Source organism: Bradyrhizobium sp. SZCCHNR1015 (genome assembly GCF_032489875.1).
Lineage (GTDB): Bacteria > Pseudomonadota > Alphaproteobacteria > Rhizobiales > Xanthobacteraceae > Bradyrhizobium.
In genome coordinates this window covers 38,632-60,779 of record NZ_JAUEYW010000027.1, presented here as the reverse complement: position 1 = coordinate 60,779, position 22,148 = coordinate 38,632, and the positions used below count along the sequence as shown (strand labels likewise).

The 22,148-nt window shown below is 66.0% G+C and carries 21 protein-coding genes; 15 read left to right on the top strand and 6 right to left on the bottom strand.

The features are described 5' to 3' along the window. Window positions 1-106 precede the first annotated feature (106 nt). Window positions 107-1,030, bottom strand: a complete 924-nt coding sequence (locus QX128_RS32170) for a LysR substrate-binding domain-containing protein (protein WP_316179886.1) — start codon at window positions 1,028-1,030, stop codon at window positions 107-109. 221 nt (window positions 1,031-1,251) lie between these two features. On the opposite strand from QX128_RS32170, the gene QX128_RS32165 reads away from it, so the two are divergent. The 10 genes from QX128_RS32165 (at window position 1,252) to QX128_RS32120 (ending at window position 11,014) form a co-directional block, all read left to right on the top strand. Continuing rightward, on the top strand, window positions 1,252-2,283 hold the full coding sequence (locus tag QX128_RS32165; RefSeq protein WP_316239558.1) for an ABC transporter substrate-binding protein: 1,032 nt from the start codon (window positions 1,252-1,254) through the stop codon (window positions 2,281-2,283). A gap of 117 nt (window positions 2,284-2,400) precedes the next feature. After that, window positions 2,401-3,444: an ABC transporter ATP-binding protein gene (locus QX128_RS32160; RefSeq protein ID WP_316239557.1), complete on the top strand. Its 1,044-nt coding sequence runs from the start codon at window positions 2,401-2,403 to the stop codon at window positions 3,442-3,444. After that, window positions 3,441-4,322, top strand: coding sequence for an ABC transporter permease (locus QX128_RS32155; RefSeq protein ID WP_316179888.1), 882 nt, complete (start codon window positions 3,441-3,443; stop codon window positions 4,320-4,322). Before QX128_RS32160 ends, QX128_RS32155 begins: the two co-directional genes overlap by 4 nt. Beyond that, a complete protein-coding gene (locus QX128_RS32150; protein ID WP_316239556.1) occupies window positions 4,319-5,128 on the top strand; it encodes an ABC transporter permease in 810 nt (269 codons plus the stop codon). Before QX128_RS32155 ends, QX128_RS32150 begins: the two co-directional genes overlap by 4 nt. Window positions 5,129-5,136: 8 nt before the next feature. Beyond that, a complete protein-coding gene (locus tag QX128_RS32145; protein WP_316239555.1) occupies window positions 5,137-6,276 on the top strand; it encodes an FAD-dependent oxidoreductase in 1,140 nt (379 codons plus the stop codon). A gap of 33 nt (window positions 6,277-6,309) precedes the next feature. Next, the gene (locus QX128_RS32140; protein WP_316239554.1) at window positions 6,310-6,606 is read left to right on the top strand and encodes a (2Fe-2S)-binding protein; all 297 of its coding nucleotides are present in this window, start codon (window positions 6,310-6,312) and stop codon (window positions 6,604-6,606) included. Next, window positions 6,603-8,009 carry an FAD-dependent oxidoreductase gene (locus tag QX128_RS32135; RefSeq protein ID WP_316239553.1) on the top strand — a complete coding sequence of 469 codons (1,407 nt, stop codon included), beginning with the start codon at window positions 6,603-6,605 and terminating at the stop codon, window positions 8,007-8,009. Before QX128_RS32140 ends, QX128_RS32135 begins: the two co-directional genes overlap by 4 nt. After that, entirely contained in the window at window positions 8,006-9,139 is a 1,134-nt protein-coding gene (locus QX128_RS32130) for an FAD-dependent oxidoreductase (protein WP_316239552.1), read from the top strand. Before QX128_RS32135 ends, QX128_RS32130 begins: the two co-directional genes overlap by 4 nt. 7 nt (window positions 9,140-9,146) lie before the next feature. After that, on the top strand, window positions 9,147-9,494 hold the full coding sequence (locus tag QX128_RS32125; protein WP_315752792.1) for a RidA family protein: 348 nt from the start codon (window positions 9,147-9,149) through the stop codon (window positions 9,492-9,494). A 128-nt stretch (window positions 9,495-9,622) separates the two neighbouring features. Further along, on the top strand, window positions 9,623-11,014 hold the full coding sequence (locus QX128_RS32120) for a M20/M25/M40 family metallo-hydrolase (protein WP_316239551.1): 1,392 nt from the start codon (window positions 9,623-9,625) through the stop codon (window positions 11,012-11,014). Between the two features lie 409 nt (window positions 11,015-11,423). Here the strand turns inward: QX128_RS32120 and QX128_RS32115 are convergent, their stop codons facing one another. Then, the gene (locus QX128_RS32115; protein ID WP_315803740.1) at window positions 11,424-11,549 is read right to left on the bottom strand and encodes a hypothetical protein; all 126 of its coding nucleotides are present in this window, start codon (window positions 11,547-11,549) and stop codon (window positions 11,424-11,426) included. A 388-nt stretch (window positions 11,550-11,937) separates the two neighbouring features. Here QX128_RS32115 and QX128_RS32110 point away from each other — a divergent pair, with 388 nt between their 5' ends. Continuing rightward, on the top strand, window positions 11,938-12,183 hold the full coding sequence (locus tag QX128_RS32110) for a fumarylacetoacetate hydrolase family protein (protein ID WP_410051426.1): 246 nt from the start codon (window positions 11,938-11,940) through the stop codon (window positions 12,181-12,183). Then, the gene (locus tag QX128_RS32105; protein ID WP_316239550.1) at window positions 12,168-12,944 is read left to right on the top strand and encodes a cyclase family protein; all 777 of its coding nucleotides are present in this window, start codon (window positions 12,168-12,170) and stop codon (window positions 12,942-12,944) included. The genes QX128_RS32110 and QX128_RS32105 overlap by 16 nt, the downstream gene beginning before the upstream one ends. A gap of 20 nt (window positions 12,945-12,964) precedes the next feature. On the opposite strand, the gene QX128_RS32100 is transcribed toward QX128_RS32105, so the two are convergent. Next, entirely contained in the window at window positions 12,965-13,576 is a 612-nt protein-coding gene (locus tag QX128_RS32100; protein WP_316239549.1) for a heme-binding protein, read from the bottom strand. Between the two features lie 950 nt (window positions 13,577-14,526). Between QX128_RS32100 and QX128_RS32095 the strand changes: the two genes are divergently transcribed. Both QX128_RS32095 and ccoG read left to right on the top strand, forming a co-directional pair. Beyond that, window positions 14,527-15,321, top strand: a complete 795-nt coding sequence (locus tag QX128_RS32095) for a fumarylacetoacetate hydrolase family protein (protein ID WP_316239548.1) — start codon at window positions 14,527-14,529, stop codon at window positions 15,319-15,321. A gap of 533 nt (window positions 15,322-15,854) precedes the next feature. Continuing rightward, complete coding sequence (ccoG, locus tag QX128_RS32090; RefSeq protein ID WP_316239547.1) at window positions 15,855-17,336, top strand: cytochrome c oxidase accessory protein CcoG; 1,482 nt, start codon at window positions 15,855-15,857, stop codon at window positions 17,334-17,336. Between the two features lie 7 nt (window positions 17,337-17,343). Here the strand turns inward: ccoG and QX128_RS32085 are convergent, their stop codons facing one another. Continuing rightward, the gene (locus QX128_RS32085; protein WP_316239546.1) at window positions 17,344-18,282 is read right to left on the bottom strand and encodes an acetamidase/formamidase family protein; all 939 of its coding nucleotides are present in this window, start codon (window positions 18,280-18,282) and stop codon (window positions 17,344-17,346) included. Window positions 18,283-18,589: 307 nt separating this feature from the next. On the opposite strand from QX128_RS32085, the gene QX128_RS32080 reads away from it, so the two are divergent. Next, entirely contained in the window at window positions 18,590-18,964 is a 375-nt protein-coding gene (locus QX128_RS32080) for a transposase (RefSeq protein WP_316179899.1), read from the top strand. Window positions 18,965-19,035: 71 nt separating this feature from the next. On the opposite strand, the gene QX128_RS32075 is transcribed toward QX128_RS32080, so the two are convergent. Together QX128_RS32075 and QX128_RS32070 are read right to left on the bottom strand one after the other, a co-directional pair. Continuing rightward, on the bottom strand, window positions 19,036-21,369 hold the full coding sequence (locus QX128_RS32075; protein WP_316239545.1) for a xanthine dehydrogenase family protein molybdopterin-binding subunit: 2,334 nt from the start codon (window positions 21,367-21,369) through the stop codon (window positions 19,036-19,038). A 2-nt stretch (window positions 21,370-21,371) separates the two neighbouring features. Then, window positions 21,372-21,824, bottom strand: a complete 453-nt coding sequence (locus tag QX128_RS32070; RefSeq protein ID WP_316217015.1) for a (2Fe-2S)-binding protein — start codon at window positions 21,822-21,824, stop codon at window positions 21,372-21,374. Between the last annotated feature and the right edge of the window lie 324 nt (window positions 21,825-22,148).

Sequence of the window (22,148 nt, the reverse complement as noted above, 5' to 3'; positions counted from 1 at the left end):
AGCATCATGACAGAGCTGACGAAGATTCCGATGCAATCAAATCCTGCCGTCAAACCGGCAGAACTCTCGATCACAATCCGCGGGTCCTAGGTTCGCCCACCAGGCCTCACCCGGTTTCTCCAGGGATCGACGACCGGCCGAGCTCTTCCAGGGCCTGTCGCACCGACTGGACAAGGTCCAGCGCCACCGGCGAGGGGCTGCGCTGCGGCGGAAACACCGCGGCAAATTCGAAGTCGATGCGCGGCGCGAAGGGCCGCATCACCACGCCACGGCCGTCGAATTCGCGCGCGGTGAACGGATCGCAAATCGAGACGCCCAGTCCCGACGACACCATCCCGCACATGATTTCCGACAGGGTCGTCTCGACCCGCAGCACGCGCCTGACATCCTCGCGATGGAAGATCTGATCGATCAGATGCCGGCTGGTGGAGCCAGACGACAGCGAGATGAAGGTCTCCCCATCGAAGTCGCGCGGCACCAAGATCGTCTTCGCGCAAAGCCGGTGGCCTGCCGGGAGAACGGCGACGCGCGGCAGCGCCGGCAGCTTGATGCTCGGCAGCCCGGCATGGGCGATCGGCACCTCGGCAAAGCCGACGTCGCATTGCGCGTTCAGCACCCAGTCGATCACGATCGGCGAGATCACGCCGAAGAAGGCGAGGTTGAGGTTCGGGCGCTCCTGCAGGAAGTGGCCTGCGAGCCGCGGCAGATAGCCATTGGCAAGCGCGGGGAGCGCGGCAATGCGCAGCGTCCCGGTGCGCCGGCCACGGATCTCCTCAGCGGCCGCGGTGATGCGATCGAGCCCGACGAAGGAGCGCTCGACCTCCATGTAGAGCGCCGTCGCTGCCGCGGTCGGCACCAGGCCGGTGCCGCGCCGCTCGAACAGCTCCATCTTGAGCAGCGCCTGCAGGTCGCGCAGCAGCCGGCTGACCGCCGGCTGCGTCACCGCCATCAGCTTGGCTGCCTCGGTGACGCTGCCGCTCAGCATCATCGCCCGGAAGGCTTCGACCTGCCGCGAGTTGATCCGCGCCATACGTCCTTACATCCATAACATTTACGTATGAATAGGGTGCCATTATTCATTGGACGATCAAAGCCTCTGCTGCGATCTTTTTTGGCAGGGTGAGGGAAGGCTCGTTTTTTAGGCTCTTCAGCTCCGGGTTTCCTGGATCTGCGGATGCCATCGGGCAAGCCGATCTCCCTGGGGCGGTTTTTTTATACCGTCTCGTATCCAAGATGATGGAGATCGGTCCAATGAAGCACCCTAAACTCCTGATGGCGGTCAGCGTCGCCGTCCTGGCCTCGGCCTCGCAGGTCTGGGCTCAGCAGAAGACGCTCTATGTCGCCGGTTATGGCGGCTCGTTCGAGAAGACGATCCGCGAGGAGGTGATCCCGCCGTTCGAGCAGGCCAACGGCGTCAAGGTCGAATACGTCGCCGGCAACTCCACCGACACCCTCGCCAAGCTGCAGGCGCAGAAGGGCAACCAGCAGATCGACGTCGCGATCGTCGATGACGGCCCGATGTACCAGGCGATCCAGCTCGGCTTCTGCGACAAGGTCACCGGACTGCCCGGCGATCTGCTGGAGGTCGCGCGCTTCAAGGATGACAAGGCGGTCGCCATCGGCCTCGTCGCCACCGGCCTGATGTACAACAAGAAGGTGTTTGCCGAGAAAGGCTGGGCCGCGCCGACCTCGTGGAACGATCTCAAGGATCCGAAATACAAGCAACTGCTCGTCATTCCGCCGATTAACAACACCTACGGCCTCAACGTGCTTCTGATGCTGGCGAAGATGAACGGCGGCAGCGAGAGCAATGTCGATGCCGGTTTCAAGATCTTCAAGAATGACATCAATCCCAACGTATTGGCCTACGAGCCGTCGCCCGGCAAGATGACCGAGCTGTTCCAATCGGGGCAGGCGGTCATCGCGGTGTGGGGCAGCGGTCGCGTGCAGAGCTTCGCCAACACCGGCTTTCCGGTCGATTTCGTCTATCCGAAAGAAGGTGCCGTGAGCCTGCTGACGACGGCGTGTCCGATCACCAAGCCGTCGGTCTCGCCGCTGGCCTCGAGCTTCATCAAGCTGCTGCTCGATCCGAAGATCCAGCTCACGATGCTGAAGGAATATGGCTACGGCCCGGTCGTGAAATCCGTCGTGATCCCCGAGGGCGTGGGCGCGATGGCGCCCATCGGCGAACGCGCCGCCAAGGTCTATGCGCCCGATTGGAGCGTGGTCAACGAGAAGCGCGAGGAATGGACCAAGCGCTGGAATCGCGAGGTCGAGCGCTAACCGGTTGCTTGTTGCGAGCCTCTCTCGTTGACGGCGGTGTTCTCCCTTCCCCTAAAGGGGAAGGGAGGTGCACCGTGCGCGGAGCGCCAGTATTCCTCGCCCATCTGGATCCAAAGCATGTCCCTCCTCGAACTCGACCGCGTCGGCAAGTCCTTCGGCCCCAACACGGCCGTCGAAGAGTTCAGCCTCGGCGTCGCCAAGGGCGAGTTCATCTCGTTCCTCGGCCCGTCGGGCTGCGGCAAGACCACCACGTTGCAGATGATCGCGGGCTTCCTCGATCCCTCACATGGTGCGATCCGCCTCGAGGGCAGGGATCTCGTCGCGGTGCCACCGGCGAAGCGCGGCCTCGGCATCGTGTTCCAGAGCTACGCGCTGTTTCCTCACATGACCGCCGCCGAGAACGTCGCGTTCGGTCTGGAGATGCGCAAAGTCGCGCGCAAGGAACGCGAGGAGCGCGTACGATCGGCGCTCGCGCTGGTCGGCCTTGCCGGCTATGAGGACCGTCATCCCCGCCGCATGTCCGGCGGCCAGCAGCAGCGCGTGGCGCTCGCGCGCGCGCTGGTGATCCGGCCGAGCCTGCTGCTGCTCGATGAGCCCCTGTCCAATCTCGATGCGCGCCTACGCGAGGACATGCAGATCGAGCTGCGCCAGATCCAGCGCGACCTCGGCACTACGACCATCCTCGTTACCCATGATCAGATCGAGGCGATGTCGCTGTCCGACCGCATCGTGGTGATGAGCAAGGGCAGGATCGAGCAGATCGGCACGCCGCAGCAGGTCTACGAGCAGCCGGCCTCGGTCTTCGTCGCGCAGTTTCTCGGCAAGACCAACGAGTTTGCCGCGACGGTGGATTGCGCCTCCGGGCAGGCCAGGCTGGTCGCGGGATCGTGGAGCGCGCCGGCGCCGGCCGGCGTGGCCGGCTCCGTCGCCGTCAGCGTCCGGCCCGAGCGTATCGGCTTCGGCGACGCCGGTCTTGCGGGGCGCATCACGAGCCGCATCTTCCAGGGCAATCACTGGCTGTTCCAATGCGACACCGAATGCGGGCCGGCGATCGTGATCCGCCAGAATGACGGCCTGCCGCAGCCGGAGCAGGGCGCCGCGGTGCATCTCGTCTGGCAGGTCTCGGACATGAGCCTGCGCGCCGCGAAGGCTGCAGCATGAGCGCGACCATCGCGTCCAACCCGTCGGAGACGCGGGCCGGGCTTTCCCTGGCGCTGCCGGCCTTGATGCTGTTCCTGGGCGTCGTCGTGATCCCGCTGGCGATGACCGTGATGCTGTCGTTCCACGATTGGGGCCAGTACAAGGGCATCGAGCCGGTGTTCATCCTGAAGAACTGGCGCGAGATCGTGGACGATCCCTACTACGCGGAGATGTTCTGGCGCACCTTCCGCGTCGCGGTGCTGGCGACCTCGATCACGGCGGTGTTCGGCGTGCCGGAGGCCTACATCCTCAACCGCATGCAGGGGCCGTGGAAGGGCCTCTTCCTGCTGGTGATCATCGGCCCGCTGCTGATCTCGGTCGTTGCGCGCACCCTCGGCTGGGCGCTCCTGTTCGGCGGCAACAACGGGCTTGCCAACAAGCTGCTGATGACGCTCGGCCTGATCGAGTCACCCATCAGGTTCATGTTCACCGAGACCGGCATGGTGATCGCGCTGGCGCATGCGATGATGCCGTTCATGGTGCTCGCGGTATGGACCGCGCTGCAGCGGCTCGATCCGCAGGTCGAGAACGCGGCGCTGTCGCTGGGTGCAAGCTCGCTGACGGTGGTCCGCCGCATCGTGCTGCCGCAGATCATGCCGGGCGTGCTGTCGGGCGCCATCATCGTATTCTCGCTGTCCGCAAGCGCGTTTGCGACGCCGGCGATCATCGGCGGCCGCAGGCTCAAGGTCGCGGCGACGCTCGCCTATGACGAGTTCCTCAATACGCTGAACTGGCCGCTCGGCGCCGCGGTTGCCGTGCTGCTGCTGATCGCGCTCGTCCTGATCGTCGTCGGCTCCAACGCGCTGATCGAGCGCCGCTACCAGGAGGTGTTCCGATGAGCAGGAACGGCCCACTGGCGCTGATCTTCCATGCCGTCTTCGTCGTCTTCATGGTGGCGCCAATCGTCGTCGTGTGCTGGGTCGCGTTCACACCGGAAGGTTTCCTGTCGATCCCGATCACCAGCTTCTCGCTGCGCTGGTTCAGGGCGCTCGCCGACTATCCGGAATTCGTCCACGCCTTCGGCGTGAGCCTGTGGCTCGGCGCGCTGTCGTCGTGCGTGGCGCTCTTGTTCGCGGTGCCGGCGGCGCTGGCGATCAGCCGCTATCGCTTCCGCGGCCGTGACGCGCTGTCGGCGCTGTTCCTGTCACCCTTGATGATCCCGCACGTCGTGCTCGGCATCGCCTTCCTGCGCTTCTTCACCTCCGTCGGCATCGGCGGCACGTTCGTGGCGCTGGTGATCGCCCATGTCGTCGTGGTGTTTCCGTTCGCGCTGCGGCTGACGCTTGCGGCCGCGACCGGCATGGACCGGTCGATCGAGATGGCCGCGGTCTCGCTCGGCGCTGACGGCTGGACGATGTTTCGCCGCGTCACCTTGCCCGCCATCCTGCCCGGCATCGTGAGCGGCTGGATGCTCGCCTTCATCCAGTCGTTCGACGATCTGACCATGACCGTGTTCCTGGCGACGCCCGGCACAGAGACCTTGCCGGTGCGCATGTTCCTCTACATCCAGGACAACATCGATCCGCTGGTGACGTCGGTGTCGGCAAGCGTCATCGCCGTCACCATGACCGTCCTGATCCTGCTCGATCGCTTCTACGGGCTCGACCGCGTGCTGACCGCCAAAGGCGGCGACGCCGGACGATAGGAGACCTTATGACGAAAGACTATGACGTCGCCGTCGTCGGCGGCGGCCTGCTCGGCTCTGCGATTGCCTGGGGATTGGGCCGGCTCGGCCAGCGCGTCGCGGTGCTCGACGAGGGCGATATCGCCAAGCGTGCCTCGCGCGCCAACTTCGCGCTGGTGTGGGTGCAGAGCAAGGGCCTGGGCATGCCCGCCTACACCGGCTGGACGGTGCGCGGCTCCAGGGCGTGGCCGAAGCTCGCCGAGGAGCTGAAGGCGCAGACCGGGCTCGACGTGGTGCTGCAGCAGAACGGCGGCTTTCATCTCACCCTCGGCGAGGCCGAGTACGAGCAGCGCACCCAGCTCGTCGCGCGCATGCACAACCAGGTCGGTGCCGCCGACTATCAGATGGAGATGCTGCCGGCGTCCGAGGTGAAGAAGATGCTGCCGCTGATCGGCCCGGAGGTCTCCGGCGGCAGCTTCTGTCCCTATGACGGTCATGTGAATTCGCTGCGCACCTTCCGCGCCCTGCACGCCGGCATGAGGCAGTTCGGCGTCGACTATCTGCCGGAGCGCGCGGTCGGTGCGATCGCGCGGGACGGCAATGAGTTCAGGTTGACGACGGCGCAAGGCGAGATCCGCGCGACCAAGGTCGTGCTCGCGGCAGGAAATGCCAACCAGACCCTGGCGCCGATGGTCGGGCTGTCCGCGCCGATGGGGCCGACGCGCGGCCAGATCGTCGTGACCGAGCGCACGATGCCGTTCCTGCCGCATCCGCTGACCACGATCCGCCAGACAGACGAGGGCACGGTGATGATCGGCGACAGCAAGGAGGACGAGCTCGACGACCGCGTGCAGAACTTTTCCGTCAACGCGGTCATGGCCGATCGCGCCCAGCGCACCTTCCCGCATCTGGCGCGGCTCAACGTCGTCAGAAGCTGGACCGGCATCCGCGTGATGCCGAAGGACGGCTTTCCGATCTACGAGCAGTCGGAGACCCACCCGGGCGCCTTCGTCGCCTGCTGCCATTCCGGCGTGACGCTCGCGGCGAACCACGCCTTCGACATCGCGCGCATGGTCAAGGACGGCGCGCTGGAGCCGGAGCTGGTCGGCGCGTTCACAGCCCGCCGCTTCGACAGCGAAGCGGGAGCGGGCGGCAGTGGCTACTACTGAGAGATGACGGCGCAGGGCGCCATGGAGACGATGATGTTCAAACGAACTGAGGGTGATGCGAGGGGATCGGTGACGATCCACGTCGAGGGCCAGCCGATTGCCGCGCGCGAGGGTGACTCCGTGTCGGCGGCGCTGCTCGCCTCCGGCCTCGACGTCCGGCGCGCCACTGCGGTGAGCGGCGCAAGGCGGCTGCCTTATTGCATGATGGGCGTGTGTTTCGACTGCCTCGTCACCATCGATGGCGTCGGCAACCGGCAAGGCTGTCTCGTGCCGGTCGCCGAGGGCCTGCAGATCGAGATCCAGAAGGGCAAGCGGGAGATCGGCAAATGAGCGCGGCGCCGAAGCATGATGAATATGACGTCGTGGTGATCGGCGCCGGTCCTGCCGGGCTGGCCGCGACGGCCGCGACCGCCGGCGCCGGCCTGTCGACCTTGCTGCTCGACGAGAATGCGGGCCCGGGCGGGCAGGTCTGGCGCGCGATCCATTCGACGCCGGTGAAGCGCGAGGCGCTGCTCGGCACCGACTATTGGTCGGGCGCCGAGATCGCGAAAGCCGCGGAGACCAGCGGCGCCGAGATCATCCCTCGCGCCACGGTGTGGAGCCTCGATCGCAATCTCGAACTCGGTGTTTCCATCGGCGGCGGTTCGGCCTTCATCAAGGCGAGGCGAGTCATCATCGCGACCGGGGCGCAGGAGCGGCCGTTCCCGATACAAGGCTGGACCCTGCCCGGTGTGATGACGGCCGGTGCCGCGCAGACGATGCTGAAATCGTCCGGGCTGGTGCCGGATGGTCCGACCGTGATCGCCGGGCAGGGGCCGCTGCTGTGGCTGCTCGCGGCGCAGATCCTGCGCCTCGGTGGCCGCATCGACCGCATTCTCGACACCACGCCGCGTGCCAACTACATCGCGGCGCTGCCGCATGCCTTCGCGTTCCTGACCTCGCCCTATTTCGGCAAGGGGCTTGCGATGATGCGTGAGGTGCGAGCCAAGGTGCGCATCACCAGCGGTGTGACCGAGCTCGTGGCAGAGGGCGATGGCGAGCTCTCGGCGGTCAGCTACGCCACGGCGGGCGGCAAGCGCGAGACGCTGGCGGCCGAGTTGCTGCTGCTGCATCAGGGCGTGGTCCCCAATGTGAATCTCGCGATGGCCGCCGGCGTGGAGCATCGCTGGAACGAGCTGCAACTGTGCTGGACTCCGGTGCTGGATGCCCTTGGTAACAGCTCCATTCCCGGCATCGCCATTGCCGGGGATGGCGCCGGCATCGGCGGCGCGCAGGCGGCGCTGTGGCGGGGCCGTATCGCGGCAGCAAGCGCCATCAAGGCGCTGCGGCCCCAGGCACAGGTTCTGGACCATTCAGCGCAGTTGAAACGTGCCGAGCGCGCTCGCGCCTTCCTCGACGTTCTATTCCAGCCGGCAAAGCAGTTCCGTATTCCTCAAGGCGACACCATCGTGTGCCGATGCGAGGAGATCACCGCCAGAGATGTGCTCGACTCCGTCGCGATCGGCGCCACCGGACCGAACCAGCTCAAGGCCTATCGCCGCACCGGCATGGGGCCGTGCCAGGGCCGGCTGTGTGGCCTCACGGTCACCGAGCTGATGGCGCAGGCGCGCGGCAAGACCCCGCAGGAGATCGGCTACTACCGGCTGCGCGCGCCGGTGAAGCCGATCATGCTGTCCGAGCTGGCAGGCCTACCAAAGACCGAAGAGGCGACCAAGGCCGTGGTGCGCGGATGACCGTGAAGACGGATGCCATCATCGTGGGGGGCGGCATCCACGGCTGCTCCACCGCGCTGCATCTGTGTCTCGCCGGGCTGAAGCCGGTGCTGATCGAGAAGGATTATGCCGGCCGCCACGCCTCCGGTGTCAACGCCGGCGGCGTGCGGCAGCTCGCGCGCGACGTCGCGGAGATTCCGCTGTCGATCCGCTCGATGGGCATCTGGGAGACCATCAGCGACCTCGTCGACGATGATTGCGGTTTCGAGAGTTTTGGCCAGGTGCTGGTCGCCGAGAACGATTCGGAGCTCGACGCCTGCCGCGTCCGCGTCGCCGATCTCAACGCACGCGGCTTCAGCCATGAGGAGCTGATCGACGGCTCGGAATTGCGTCGCCTCGTGCCGGCCGTGGCGGAGAGCTGTCCGGGCGGCGTTGTATCTCGCCGGGACGGCGCGGCGCAGCCCGCGCGCACCACGACGGCGTTCCGCCGCAAGGCTGAGCAGCTCGGCGCGCTCATTCGCGAGGGCGTGGCTGCGACGAACATCCGCAAGGACGGCAAGCTCTGGCATGTCGACGTCGGCTCCGAGACGTTCGCCGCCCCGGTGCTGGTCAACGCCGCGGGCGCCTGGGCGGGACGGATCGCCGCGCAATTCGGCGAGCCGGTCCCGGTCGAGACCATCGCGCCGATGCTGATGATCACCTCGCCGGTGGCTCACTTCATCGATCCCGTCGTGATCCTGCGCGGCCGCAAGCTGTCGTTCAAGCAGTTCCCCAACGGCACGGTGCTGATCGGCGGTGGACACCTCGCCATCCCCGATCAGGACCGCAACGAGACCGTGCTCGACTGGCGCAAGCTGTCGGAGAGCGCGCGCACCGTCGCGGAGCTGTTCGCTGTCATGCGCAGCGCGACCATCGTGCGCGCCTGGGCCGGCATCGAGGCACGCATGCGCGACGACATTCCGGTGTTCGGGCCGAGCGCCGTTCACGACGGGCTGTATCACCAGTTCGGCTTCTCCGCGCACGGCTTCCAGCTCGGCCCCGGCGCCGGCGCCGTGATGGCCGAGCTGATCGCCCATGGCGGCACCCAGACGCGCATCGGCGGTCTCAGCGTCGCGCGCTTTCAGACTTCCACTCTTTCATCAACGACATGAGGACATGATGACGATCACCCGCAAGATCCGCTCCGCCATTCATCACCGCATCGTCGAGGCCAATGGCTTCGTCTTCATCGGCGGCACCATCGCCGACGACACCTCGGTGTCGATGGGCGAGCAGACCCGCAACATCCTCGGCAAGATCGACGGCTTCCTGAAGGAGGCCGGCACCGACCGGTCGCGCGTCGTCTCCGGCCAGATCTTCGTCACCGACCTGTCGAAGAAGAAGGAGATGGATGCGGCCTGGACCGCGTTCTTCGGTGACGACCTGCCGGTCCGCGCCACGGTCGGCGTCTCCGATCTCGGCGGCGGCGCGCTGATCGAGATCGTGGTCACGGCCGTCAAGGGTTGAGCATCGCGCCGCATCGAGCGGTCAATCGATCACGCGCGCGGGGCTCGCTCCGCGCGTGATTTGCTTTTCGGTCCAATTCGATCGAACATCAGCCTGTCCTTCCATTGCACGCGCCGAAAGCCGACATCATGAATGAAGAGCGTAGCCTGCCGCGTCCATCTGCTGGCCTGAAGGCGGTGTTCGCTCACATCGAGAATCAAAAGCAGGATTTCCTGGCTCGCGTGATGGACTATGTCCGGCATCCCTCGATCAGCGCTCACAATGTCGGCATCGCCGAGGTCGCCGCGCTGCTGGTGAGGATGCTGCGGGAGATCGGACTCGATGCCGAGACGGTGCCGACGGCAGGACATCCGATGGTGCTCGGACGCTGGCAGAAGAAGCCGGGCGCACCGACCGTGCTGCTCTACGGCCACTACGACGTGCAGCCGCCGGATCCGCTGGAGCTGTGGCTGAGCCCGCCGTTCGAGCCGACCATCCGCGACGGCCGCATCTATGCGCGCGGCATCGGCGACAACAAGGGCCAGCATTTCGCGCAGCTCATGGCGATCGAATCCCATCTCCGAGTGCATGGCGAGCTGCCCTGCAATGTGATCTTTCTGCTCGAAGGCGAGGAGGAGATCGGCAGCCCGCGCATCGCCGATTTCGTCGCCGCCAACAGGGACCGGCTGAAAGCCGACTTCGTCGTCACCGCGGACGGGCCGATGCACCCTTCGGGGCGGCCGACCATGACCTATGGCGTGCGCGGCATGTGCTCGTTCGAGCTGCGTGCCAGGCACGCCAGCCGCGACGTGCATTCCGGCAATCTCGGCGGCATCGTGCCGAATCCGATCTGGACGTTGGTCCACCTGCTCGGGACGATGAAGAATGCCGCAGGCGAGATCACCATCGACGGTCTGCATGATGCGATCGTGCCGCCGAGCGAGCTGGACATTGCGGCCGTGAAACGCCTGCCGCTGGATATCGATGCCGCCAAGGCGAGCCTCGGTCTCAGCCATCTCGATGCGCCGCCCGATCGCGGCTACTACGAACGCCTGATGTTCCATCCGACGCTGACCATCAACGGCTTGCACGGCGGCTATGGCGGACCGGGCAGCAAGACGGTGCTGCCCTGCGAGGCGTTCGTCAAATGCGACATCCGCCTGGTCGAGGCGATGACGCCGGACGACGTGCTGGCGAAGGTGGAGGCGCATGTGAAGCGCCACGCGCCGGAGGTGGAGTTCATCCGGCGCGGCGGCATGCTGCCGTCGCGCGTGCCGCTCGATTCGCCCTTTGGCGCGATCGTGCGTGATGCCATCGCGCTCGCCCAGGGCGTCACACCGCTCGAATTTCCGTGCACCGGCGGCAGTCTGCCGGACTACGTCTTCACCAAGATACTCGGCGTTCCCGCCTTCGTCGTTCCCTATGCGAATGCCGACGAGGCCAATCACGCGCCGAACGAGAACATGACGATCGACTGCTTCTACAATGGCATCCGCACCGGTGCGGCACTGCTCGACCGCGTCGGCGCGCGCGAGCGCTGATGCCGGCGGAACGTCCATCACGATCCCGCGTGCAGTGCGGGAGGCGTCATCGCGCGGCCACGAACGGATGGCAAGCACACGCTGGTCCGTCGCGTTGCGGGCGAATCGGCCGCGGCGAGATCGCGCATGGATTAACGCAGTTGATATCGCCTAGTCTCGGAAGGGATTAGTAAACGCCGCTTCAGGGCTCGGAGCTGCCACATGCACGACCCCGTTGACCAGCCGAGTGATTCGGCAAGTTCCGCTTCGCCATGCGCGCGCGATCAGCGCAGCGCTCCGGAACACCCCGCCGCGGTTGCTGTGATCCAGCTCGACCACGCGCCCGCAATCGAACCTGAGCCCAATGTCGATCAGGCTGCACAAAGCCCTGGCGCTCTCGGTCGGAAACGGTCCGATGGCGCGCATCTTGTCACACCGACGATGTGGCGTTGAGAAGGTTCCGTTCTTGGCGGAGATCGAACTTGCGCCGTTCGGCGACGAGTTCCTGAAGAACACCTTCGCCACCGACGCATTCGATCAGTTTGAGATCGCCCACTATTTGAGATCGCCACCTACAAGTCGCTGCTCGCGTTGCGCCGCGCCGACGATGTCGAGGAGGTCTGCGCGCCGCTCGATCAGTCGCCGCAGCTGGAGCAACGGATGGCAGAGTGGGTCCACTCCAATGTCGGGAAGGTCACGGAATTCGTGCGTGCGGGAGCGTCAGGCGGCGTAGTCTAACGGTATCTCGGTCGGGATATGGAACCCGGCAGCGCGATGACAACCTCCGGTATCATCCGGATACCCACGACTCTCCTGATCTAGTAAGTAAAACCTAGCCCTTCTTGGGGCGTTTCCTCCCTGGACTTGGGCCGCCTGCACTTCTTGTGTCGGCGGCCTCTTTCTTTCAGGGGCTGGTCGGGTGCTCTTGCCCCGCAATCGGCCCCATGGGTGTTCCGTCCAGATCGTCCCAGCCGTTCAACAGTTTGAGCTGGCTCCGCAACGGCTCACCGCGGCCGCGCTCGGCCGGCATGCTGTTTTCGTTCGAGGAGCTGATCGCCTATACCAGCAAGGACGAGACCCTGATGCCCGGCGAGTTCATCGGCTCGGGCACGGTCGGCAATGGCTGCGGTTGCCGACGACGACAACCAATAATGACAATCAGAGAGGACCGCCCATGGCCCGCAAGCTGATCGACATCTCCGTGCCCTTGCAGAACGATGTGCCCGCCGATCCGCCCGGCAATCATCCGACCATCACCTATATCGACCATCAGCAGGGGCTGCCGCGCATGCTGCAGTTCTTCGACGGGCTGAAGGCCGAGGACCTGCCGGATGGGCAGGGCTGGGCGGTGGAGCAGGTGAATCTTTCGACCCACAACGGCACGCATCTCGATGCGCCCTGGCATTTTCATCCGACGATGAATCGCGGCGAGCGCGCCTGGACCATCGACGAGGTGCCCCTGGAGTGGTGCCTGCAGCCGGGCGTGAAGCTCGACTTCCGTCATTTCCCCGACGGCTATGTGGTGACCGCGAGGGATGTCGAGGATGAGCTCAAGCGCATCGGCCACACGCTGTCGCCGCTGGAGATCATCGTCGTCAATACCTCGGCCGGCGCGCGCTTCGGACAGGCCAACTACGTCAATTCCGGTTGCGGCATGGGCTATGAGGCGACCATGTATCTGCTCGAGCGCGGCGTGCGCCTGACCGGCACCGACGGCTGGAGCTGGGACGCGCCGTTCGTCTTCACCGCGCAGAAATATGCCGAGACCCACGACGCCTCGCTGATCTGGGAAGGCCACAAGGCCGGCCGCCACATCGGCTATTGCCACCTGGAGAAGCTGCACAATCTGGAGCAACTGCCGTCGACAGGGTTCACCGTGTCGTGCTTCCCGGTCAAGATCGAGCGCGCCTCGGCCGGATGGACGCGGGCGGTGGCGATCATCGAGGGGTGAGGAGAGGCGATCGGGAAGAGCTAACAAATACACGCCAGCATCACCTCGTTCCGCCGCAGCATGGGCAAGGTCCAAGGCGGATTGTAGAAGGCGAGCAGCGGTGCGCCGGACACGGCCAGTCCCTTCCGTTGCGCGTAGTCGCGCAGCACGCGGGTTTTCTCGGCCAGGATGCCGTCGGAATAGGAGCCCGAGAAGGTCAACGCGACCATGCGCTGTGCCGGGACGGGCGTCAGCTTGATCCTGCGGTCGGCCGGCGGCGGCAGCGTTTCCAGCGACCAACTCGACGGCATCACGAAGCTGACGCTCCACCGGTCGCTGTTCCCGCCATCCGTCGGTGGTGTGCCGCTGGCCTGCTGCTGCACCGGCGCCGTCATCGCGATCTTCGCCTTCGCACGGTTGGCGCCGAAGATGTAGCCGGCGATGATGCGAAAGCCTTCCTCGATCGCCGGCCTGCGCGCGCCCTGCACCTCCGCCTGCGCGATGATCATCGGCGCATAGGCGCGGATCTCGAACTCGCCGTCGCGCTTCACCACGTCATACTTGGGATGTTCGACCCGGCTCATGATCGGCCCCGCGGCAATGGCGGCGCCGGCCAGGACGAGCACGAGGAGGCTGGTGAGCCCAATCAGCATGCGGCGCCTCCTTGGTGGTGTCGTTTCGGTCATGGCGGTTGCGCCGTCAGGTTTGAGTAACGAGGGAACGCGAGCAAAGGTTCGGCAGATCACGTGCCGGGTGCTTGCCTGCGGGCGATCCTTCGCGACCCCTGCCTGCGGATCCGGATCAGCGATATCTGGGATCACACGCGTTGTGGGGGAGCGCCCCGGGTGACGCTGCGCTCGTCCGTGCTGCGCCTGGGCTGCCGGCAATGCGTGCCCGTCGGGCGACTCGGACCCGGGCGCCGCCAAGAGCGCTGCCCGCAACGCCTCTCATGATCGAAGATCGCGTGTGCGCCCAAAACGAAAAATCGCCCGCGCGTTCAACACGATCACCTCAGTCCAGATCTCGGCGTAAAAATTTCCTTCTTTCGTTTTATCGGAATACATGCTCTCCTCCCTCTATCCCGTCCTCATGCTGAGGGGCGTACGCGTCGTCACGATACGTTGAGGCGGGGAGCGGTGGCCGCGAGCCTGTCAGGTGCTGTTGCGCTGGACGATTGGCAACTCGCGGACGTTCAAGCCGTGTGGTCCTGGCGCCCCGATGCTGGCGCCAAGCCTGATGCCGACCTGACGGGTTGCGCAGGTGACGGGGGCAAACAAGCCGGTCCCCGGGGAGAGCGCGGAGCAGACGTTCAACCCACCGCGCAGGGAAGGCCGGGTCTGTCCGGCTGAACCTGTGGTTCCTGCCGCCTGCATTTTTTTCGCAGGCGGGCCACGGGCCTCAGTCGAGGTCCGGCCTTCCCTGCGCCCTCGCGCTTCCGGCGAGGGTCTCGAGCATCGCTTCGGGCGCGTGTTGCGTCGCGAGAGCGACCGCGCGTGCGCGCATGGTGGCGCTGGCATACTGGATATGCTTATCAGTTGGGGCGCCGATAGCGCTCAAGAACAACAGGCCGCCAGTCGCGACGGCTGACCCCAGGAGGACCCCAATGGCAGACACCTCACGCCGCAATCTTCTCGTTGCCGGCAGCGCCGCTGCAGCGGCCGCGATCATGACGGAGACTCATCCGGCTGCGGCTCAGGCCGGACCGAAGCCGATCTTCGCCGTGCCGGCGACCACGATTCCGATCGCCGGCGAGCAGGGCGTGTTTCCGGTCCGCCGCATCTATTGCATCGGCCGCAACTACGCAGCGCATGCGATCGAGCGCGGCTCCGATCCGAACCGCGAGCCGCCGTTCTTCTTCCAGAAACCGACCGACGCGATCCAGAACGTCGCGATCGGCGAGGTCGCCGATCATCCCTATCCGTCGCTGACCAAGAACTATCATCACGAGGTCGAGCTGGTGGCGGCGCTGAAATCCGGCGGCACCAACATTCCCGCCGAGTCCGCGCTCGATCATGTCTATGGCTACGCGCTCGGCCTCGACATGACTCGCCGTGACCTGCAGAACGGCATGGCCGCCGAGAAGAAGCCATGGGAGATCGGCAAGAGCTTTGATCATGCCGCCGTGCTCGGCCCGATCCATCCGGTCTCGAAGGTCGGCCACTTCACCAAGGGCGCGATCTCGCTTGCGGTCAACGGCACGGTCCGGCAGAACTCCGACCTGACCAAGATGATCTGGAACGTCGCCGAGCAGATCGCGAAACTGTCCGAGGCGTTCGAGCTGAAGGCCGGTGACATCATCTATTCCGGCACGCCGGAGAATGTCGGCCCGGTGGTGAAGGGCGACGTGCTCTTGTGCAAGCTCGAAGGCCTGCCGGACATGTCGATCAAGATCGTCTGAGGATCGTGGATATTGTCTACGAAGACGAACTTCTCCGCAGTTCGCTTCCCGCCTGTGGCTCATGGTTCGAGACGCGCCGCGAGCGGCGCTCCTCACCATGAGGCGCAAGCGGCGGGGCGGCCGCTGCATACGGGACTATGAACACGCTGTTGGCGTGTTCATGGAGAGGATCACGACTGTGACATGAGGCTCAAGCCTTTGACCGAGCATTCCGCCCTCATCCTGAGGAGCGCGCCGAAGGCGCGCGTCTCGAAGGATGGGCCGAGCAAAGAATGCCGATGTGGCGGCAATACGCTGTCCTCCTGCGGACCGCCGCCCAAAGGGCGGCAGCCGCCATCGTCGTCCCTCCGGATGCTGCGCCCGCCTCCGTCGCGCTCGCTGCGCCGCGCCTCTTGTCGCCTGCCGAACGGGAACTATCGTTGTTCCCGCGCAAACAGTCGCTGCCACCCGTTCGCAAGTTTGTGGCCCGACAAAGAGCGTCCCGGCCTCGCCGCCTATCGTCGCCTGCAACAGGCAAGCGAACGAGGGCAGCCGTGGCCATCACCATCGAGATCGATCACGCCAGGACGCGGCGCATGGCGGAGGGACGGGGACAAAGCCAGTCCCAGGCACCAGCGCGCAGCCCGGCACGATCGCCGCGCAAGGCGGGTGGTCCTGTGGTTCCGCAGGGCGTCAAGGGCCCGATCCGCCGGCTCAAATGGCTGATCCTGGTGTTCACCCTGTCGGTCTACTACGTCACGCCGTTCATCCGCTGGAACCGCGGGCCGAATGCGCCGGGCCAGGCCGTGCTGCTCGATTTCGCCCACGGAAAACTCTATCTCGGCCCAGCCGAGATCTGGCCGCAGGACCTCTACCTCATCACCGCCGCGATGCTGCTGGCGACCTTGATCCTGGTTCTGGTCAATGCGCTGGCCGGCCGTCTGTGGTGCGGCTTCGCCTGTCCGCAGACGGTGTGGACCGACCTGTTCCTGCTGGTCGAGCGCCTGGTCGAAGGCGACCGGCGGCAGCGGCTGAAGAACATCGGCGCGCCGCTGACGGCGAAACGCATCGCGCAGATCGCGACCAAGCACGCACTTTGGATGGCGATCGCGCTTGGCACCGGCGGCACCCTGATCTTCTACTTCACCGACGCGCCGGAGCTGGTGCGCGATGTCATCCATGGCGAGATGTCGGCGACGGCGCTGACCTGGACGCTGGTGTTCGCGGGCACGACCTACGGCCTCGCCGGCTTCGCGCGCGAGCAGGTCTGCACCTTCATGTGTCCGTGGCCGCGGCTGCAGGGCGCGATCTGGGATCCCGAAGCCTTCACCGTCAACTACCGTGACTATCGCGGCGAGACCCGGATGTCCGCCAAGAAGGCCGCCGAGGCGAGGTCGCAGGGGCTGCCGGCCGGCGACTGCGTCGATTGCGGCGCCTGCGTCGCGGTCTGCCCGATCGGCATCGACATCCGGCAGGGTCCGAGCTTCGCCTGCATCAATTGCGGCCTCTGCGTCGACGCCTGCGACGGGGTGATGGCCAAGCTCGATCGTCCGCGCGGCCTCATCGACTACGAGAGCTGGCGCAACATCGAGCGCGGCCGCGTCGGCGAGCCGCGTGTGTCGCGGCTGGTGCGGCCGAAGACGATCGGACTCGCGCTGGCCTGCGTCGCGCTGGCCGGCGTCATCGCGGTGTCGTTCGTGACCAAGACCACGGCCGTGTTGTCGGTGCAGCACGATCGTGATCCCCTTGCCGTGCGGCTGTCGGATGGTTCGGTGCGCAACGCCTACACCGTCAAGCTGCTCAACAAGTCCTCGGCCGTGCAGAGCTTCAAGCTCGGGATCAGCGGCGTCGACGCGGCGCTCGCCATCGTCGGCCATGCGGCGGCGGATGCGATCGAGGTCGAGCCCGACGGCTCGGAAACGCTGCGGGTGACGCTGACCATGCCAGAGCCCGAGGATGCCGACGTCACCTTCGAGGCGGTCGATCCGAGCGGGCAGGTCGTGCTGACCGCGCACGACCGCTTCGTCAACCGGTAGAGGAGGCTCAGAGATACGCCTTCGGCAGCAGCATGTGGATGCCCTTGTTGCCGTCGACCAGCTGGGTGACGCGCAGATTGCCGGCCAGCGAGCACAGCATGTAGGCTTGGTTGCGCGACAAATTGGTGCGGGCGCAGACGTGCTTGACCATCTCGCGCACCGCCTGCTTGGCGGCGTCGTCGAGATCCTCGTCGAGGCCGATCGACATCAGGTGGGTGGCGTTCTCGGCGAACGGCCAGGTGATGTCCATGTCCTTGCGCACGGTGAGGCGGAAGCTGCCGGTGACGCCGGTCTCGAGCGCGGTGATGCAGACCTCGCCGTCGCCCTGCACGCCATGGCCGTCGCCGGCAAAGAACAGCGCACCCTCGTTGAAGACGGGCAGATACAGCGTGGTGCCGGGCCGCAGCTCCTTGTTGTCCATGTTGCCGCCAAAACTGCGCGGCACCGGCGAGCCGCACCGCCCCCACGCCGGCGGCGGCGCAGTGGCGATGATGCCGAAGAACGGATCGAGCGCGATCTCGGTGCCCCAGGGCATGATGCAGACCTGGCGGTCGTGGTCGACCTTGGGGTGGATGGTCTCGTAGTCCGTGAACTCGTCGGGCAGGGTGCCGAGCAGCGGCAGGATCGAGACGAAGCCCCAGTCCTGGCTGACCTTGACGTTGAGAATGTCGACCTGAAGCGTATCGCCTGGCTGCGCGCCCTTCACATAGACCGGACCGGTGATGAAATGCGGTCCGGGCCCCTGGATCATGGTGTCGAGCGCGGTGAGGTAGTTGGCGGGAACGATGCTACGGTCCTCGGGCAAGGTCTCCTTCCCGCCGGCCGGAAAGGAATGCAGCGTCACGGTGTCGCCGGAGGCGACCTCGAGCACCGGCGGTGTCGTGCTGTCGAGATAGCCCCAGACCATGCTGTCATGCGTCGCGGGAATCTCGTGGCGTTTGGACATGGCAGGGCTCCTCGGGTCTCGGTCTTTGCAGCTGATATCAAGGCAGGATGTCGCGGTCGGCAACGCCAAAAACTGTTCAGCCTTGCTCACACGACCGGCAGCGGGCGACGTGTCTGGCGACGCGCGTCAATTTTGCCAATTGGCGGCGAGGCGCCGGCGGCCTGCGATGAGCCCGCATCGCCGCGCTTGACCTCGATCGCGGTGCGCCCACGCGGAGCGCGGTTGCGAGACCCATGCGTTGCCGCACTACCAAGCTCATGGAATTCATGCGAGATTGACCGCGTTGGCCGCGTAGGGGTACCTGATCATGCGACGTTCCCTGCACACCGAGCACGAAATTCTGGTTCTGCTTGGCGAGGCGGAGTCGGGCGTTCCGATTGCCGAAATTTGCAGCACGGCCGGCGTGTCGCTGCGCACCTTCTATCGTTGGCGTCAGCGCTATGGCGGTCTCAGCAGTCCTGCTCTGCGTCATCTGAAAGAGCTGGAGATCGAGAATCAGCGGCTGCGCTCGCTGGTGACGAAGCTCGTCGAGGGGCAGCCGAATGCAAACACGGCCATCAAGGCTGCGCCGGTGCCGCAGCGCCAGGACTGCGGCAGCACGCCTCACGGCGTGGCCGGCGCGCCGGGGCAGGGACGTGGCGCCGTCATTGGCCGCTATGCCTCGGTGCGCTACGGGCGCTGACTGATCCTGCGTCTTCCGGTGGGATCATCGGCCGGATCGCTCCGGCCGATGATCTGCTGATTGCTGCAAGCTTACGTCGCGAGCTGATTGCCGATTGGCAGCGCCCGCAGGCGCTTGCCGGTGGCGGCGAAGATCGCATTGGCGAGCGCCGGCGCGAACGGCGGCACGCCCGGCTCGCCGACGCCGCTCGGCGGCGTGTCGGCATCGGCAGGGACGATGTGCACGTTCGTGATCAGCGGGGCCTCGTCGATCCGGACCACCGGATGGTCGTCGAAGTTGCGCTGCTGCACCCGGCCGTTCTTGAAGCTCACCTCGCCATATTTGGCGAGGCTCAGCCCCATGATCGCGGCACCTTCGAGCTGCGAGGCGATACGCTCGGGGTTGACGAAGGTGCCGCAGTCGATCGCGGTGTCGACCTGGTGCACCACAAGCTTGCCCTTGTCGTCGACCGACACCTCCACGATGGTAGCGATGTAGCTGACGAAGCTGCGATGCGCGGCGATGCCGAGACCGTGGCCCTTGGGCACCGACCGGCCCCAATTGCCTTTCTCGGCGACGAACTCGACGACGCGGCGCAGCCGTCCGGTATCGATCGGGTAGCTCTCGTAGGGCTCGCCGTAGTTCCAGAGGTCCTTCACCGAGGTGAGCTTGAGCACGCGCGGGCTGCCGATCAGATCGAGCAGCGTGTCCTTCTGGTCGCGGCCGGTGGCGTGCGCGATCTCGCCGACCATCGACTGCACGGCGAAGGCGCGCGGGATGTTCGAGACCGACCGGAACCAGCCGATGCGGGTCATCGCCTTGGCGGCCGGATTCTCGCATTGGATGTTGGCGATCTCGAACGGCATGTCGACGAGGCCCATGCCGAGCTCGAACGGCGCGGCATGGTCGGCGCCGGCGGCGAAGGTCGACAGGATGGTCGGCGCGACGCTGCGGTGACGCCACGCCACCACCTTGCCGCTCTTGTCGAGGCCGGCCTCGATGCGCTCCACCGACACCGTGTGCAGGAAATCGTGATGGATGTCGTCATCACGCGTCCACTGCACCTTGACCGGCGCGCCCACCGTCTTCGACAGCAGGGCGGCCTCGAGCGCGAAGTCGCATTTGGACTTCCGCCCGAACCCGCCGCCGAGCAGGGTGACGTTGACGGTCACGTTCTCCGGCGGAATTTGCAGCGTCTTGGCGACATCCTCGTGCGTGCCGCCGGGGCTCTGCACCGGCGCCCAGATCTCGGCCTTGTCGCCCTTGACGTCGGCGACCGCGACCGGCGGCTCCATGCTGGCATGAGCGACGTGCGGCAGGTAGTACTCACCGATGACAACCTTGTCGGCCGACTTCAGCGCGGCCTCGACGTCGCCTTCCTGTCGCACGACGAGGCCCGGCTGGCGCGCGGCGGCCTCGAGCTCGGCCCGATAGGCGACAGAGTCGTAGCTCGCATTGGCGCCGTCGTCCCACTCGACCTTGAGCACGTCGCGGCCCTTGATCGCGGCACCGGTGTTGCGTGCGATCACGGCGACGCCGCCGAGCGGCTGGAACTTCGACGGCCACGGCCAGCCCTTGACCTCGATCACCTGCTCGACGCCGGGCACCTTCAGTGCCTCGGCCGGATCGAACGACTTGACCTTGCCGCCGGTCACCGGCGGCCGGGCGATGACCGCGTATTTCATGCCGGGCAGGCGGACGTCGGCGCCGTAGCGCGCCTTGCCGACGGTGATGTCGTGCAGATCGACGATGCTGACCTGCCCCTTGCCAAGATAGCGGAAATCCCCAGGCGACTTCAGCTTGATGGTGTCGACCGCAGGCACCGGCAGACCGGCGGCATCGGCTGCGAGCTCGCCGAAACCGAGGCGGCGGCCGCTGGCGCTGTGCACGACCTCATGATTGACGGCTTTCACTTCGCTCGGCGGCACGCCGAGGCGCTTGGCCGCCGCGGCTTCGAGCATCGCCCGCGCCAGTGCGCCGATCTGGCGCATCGGCAGCAGATAGTGCCGCGTGCTGCGCGAGCCGTCAGTATCCTGGTTGCCGAACTTCACCTCGTCGCCGGGGGCCTGCACGACGCGCACGCGCGACCAGTCGGCTTCCATCTCCTCCGCGACGATCAGCGGCAGGCTGGTGCGGACGCCCGTGCCCATCTCGGAGCGATGTGCAACGATGGAGACGATGCCGTCGGGCGCGATCGAAACGAAGATCTTGGGATCGACCACGGTGCCGTGCGGCATCTTGCCGGCGCCGGTCTCATAGGCGGCAAACGCCGGGCGCGACAGCAAGGGAGCCGCGAGGACGAACCCGCCGGCAAGGCCCAGCGTCTGTAGGATGGCGCGGCGCGAGACGTTCTCGACCTTGAGATGCCGCTCGAAGCCGCGGCGCGAGGAGGACTTCGCGATGTCGGGATTTGCGATGATGCTCATGATCACACCCCCGTCGAGGCCAGATGGACCGCATTCTCGATGCGCTGATAGCAACCGCAGCGGCAGATATTGCCGGACATGGCGTCCCGGATCTGGTCATGCGACGGCTTGGGATTCTGGTTGAGCAGCGCCGCCGCCTGCATGATCTGTCCGGCCTGGCAGAAGCCGCATTGCGGCACGTTGACCTGGCGCCAAGCCTTCTGCACCGGATGATCGCCGATCGGATGCAGGCCCTCGATGGTGGTGACCTCGCGGCCCGCGACATCCGAAATCGCCGTGATGCAGGAGCGCGCGGCCTCCTTGTCGACCATCACGGTGCAGGCGCCGCACAACGCCGCGCCGCAACCATATTTCGAGCCGGTCAGGCCCAGCTCATCGCGCAGGTACCACAGCAGCGGCAGGCTCGGATCGCCATCCCAGCTCTGCTCCTGTCCGTTGATTTTCACCTTGATCATGCTCGCCCTCGTTCTGTCGGACCAATGGTCGTTGGTTCTGATCGTTGGTGGACGCGCGCGGGACCACATGTCCTGAGTACACGCGCCGGATCAATTGGAAGTTGTCGGAAAACGATTCACGATAGCAGACCGGGACAGGCATCGGTCTACACAGGCGCGTGTGTTGGCAGAGCAGGTGCACGCCGTGCGCGGCCCGCTGCAATGCAAACGCGGAACAAGGACGATGCGCCGGCGACAATGGCGGCCGCCAGATCAAAACGACGGGAAAAAAAGAAACGACGGCAAAAAAGAATGCCTCGCCAGCGTGGGGCAGGCGAGGCACCA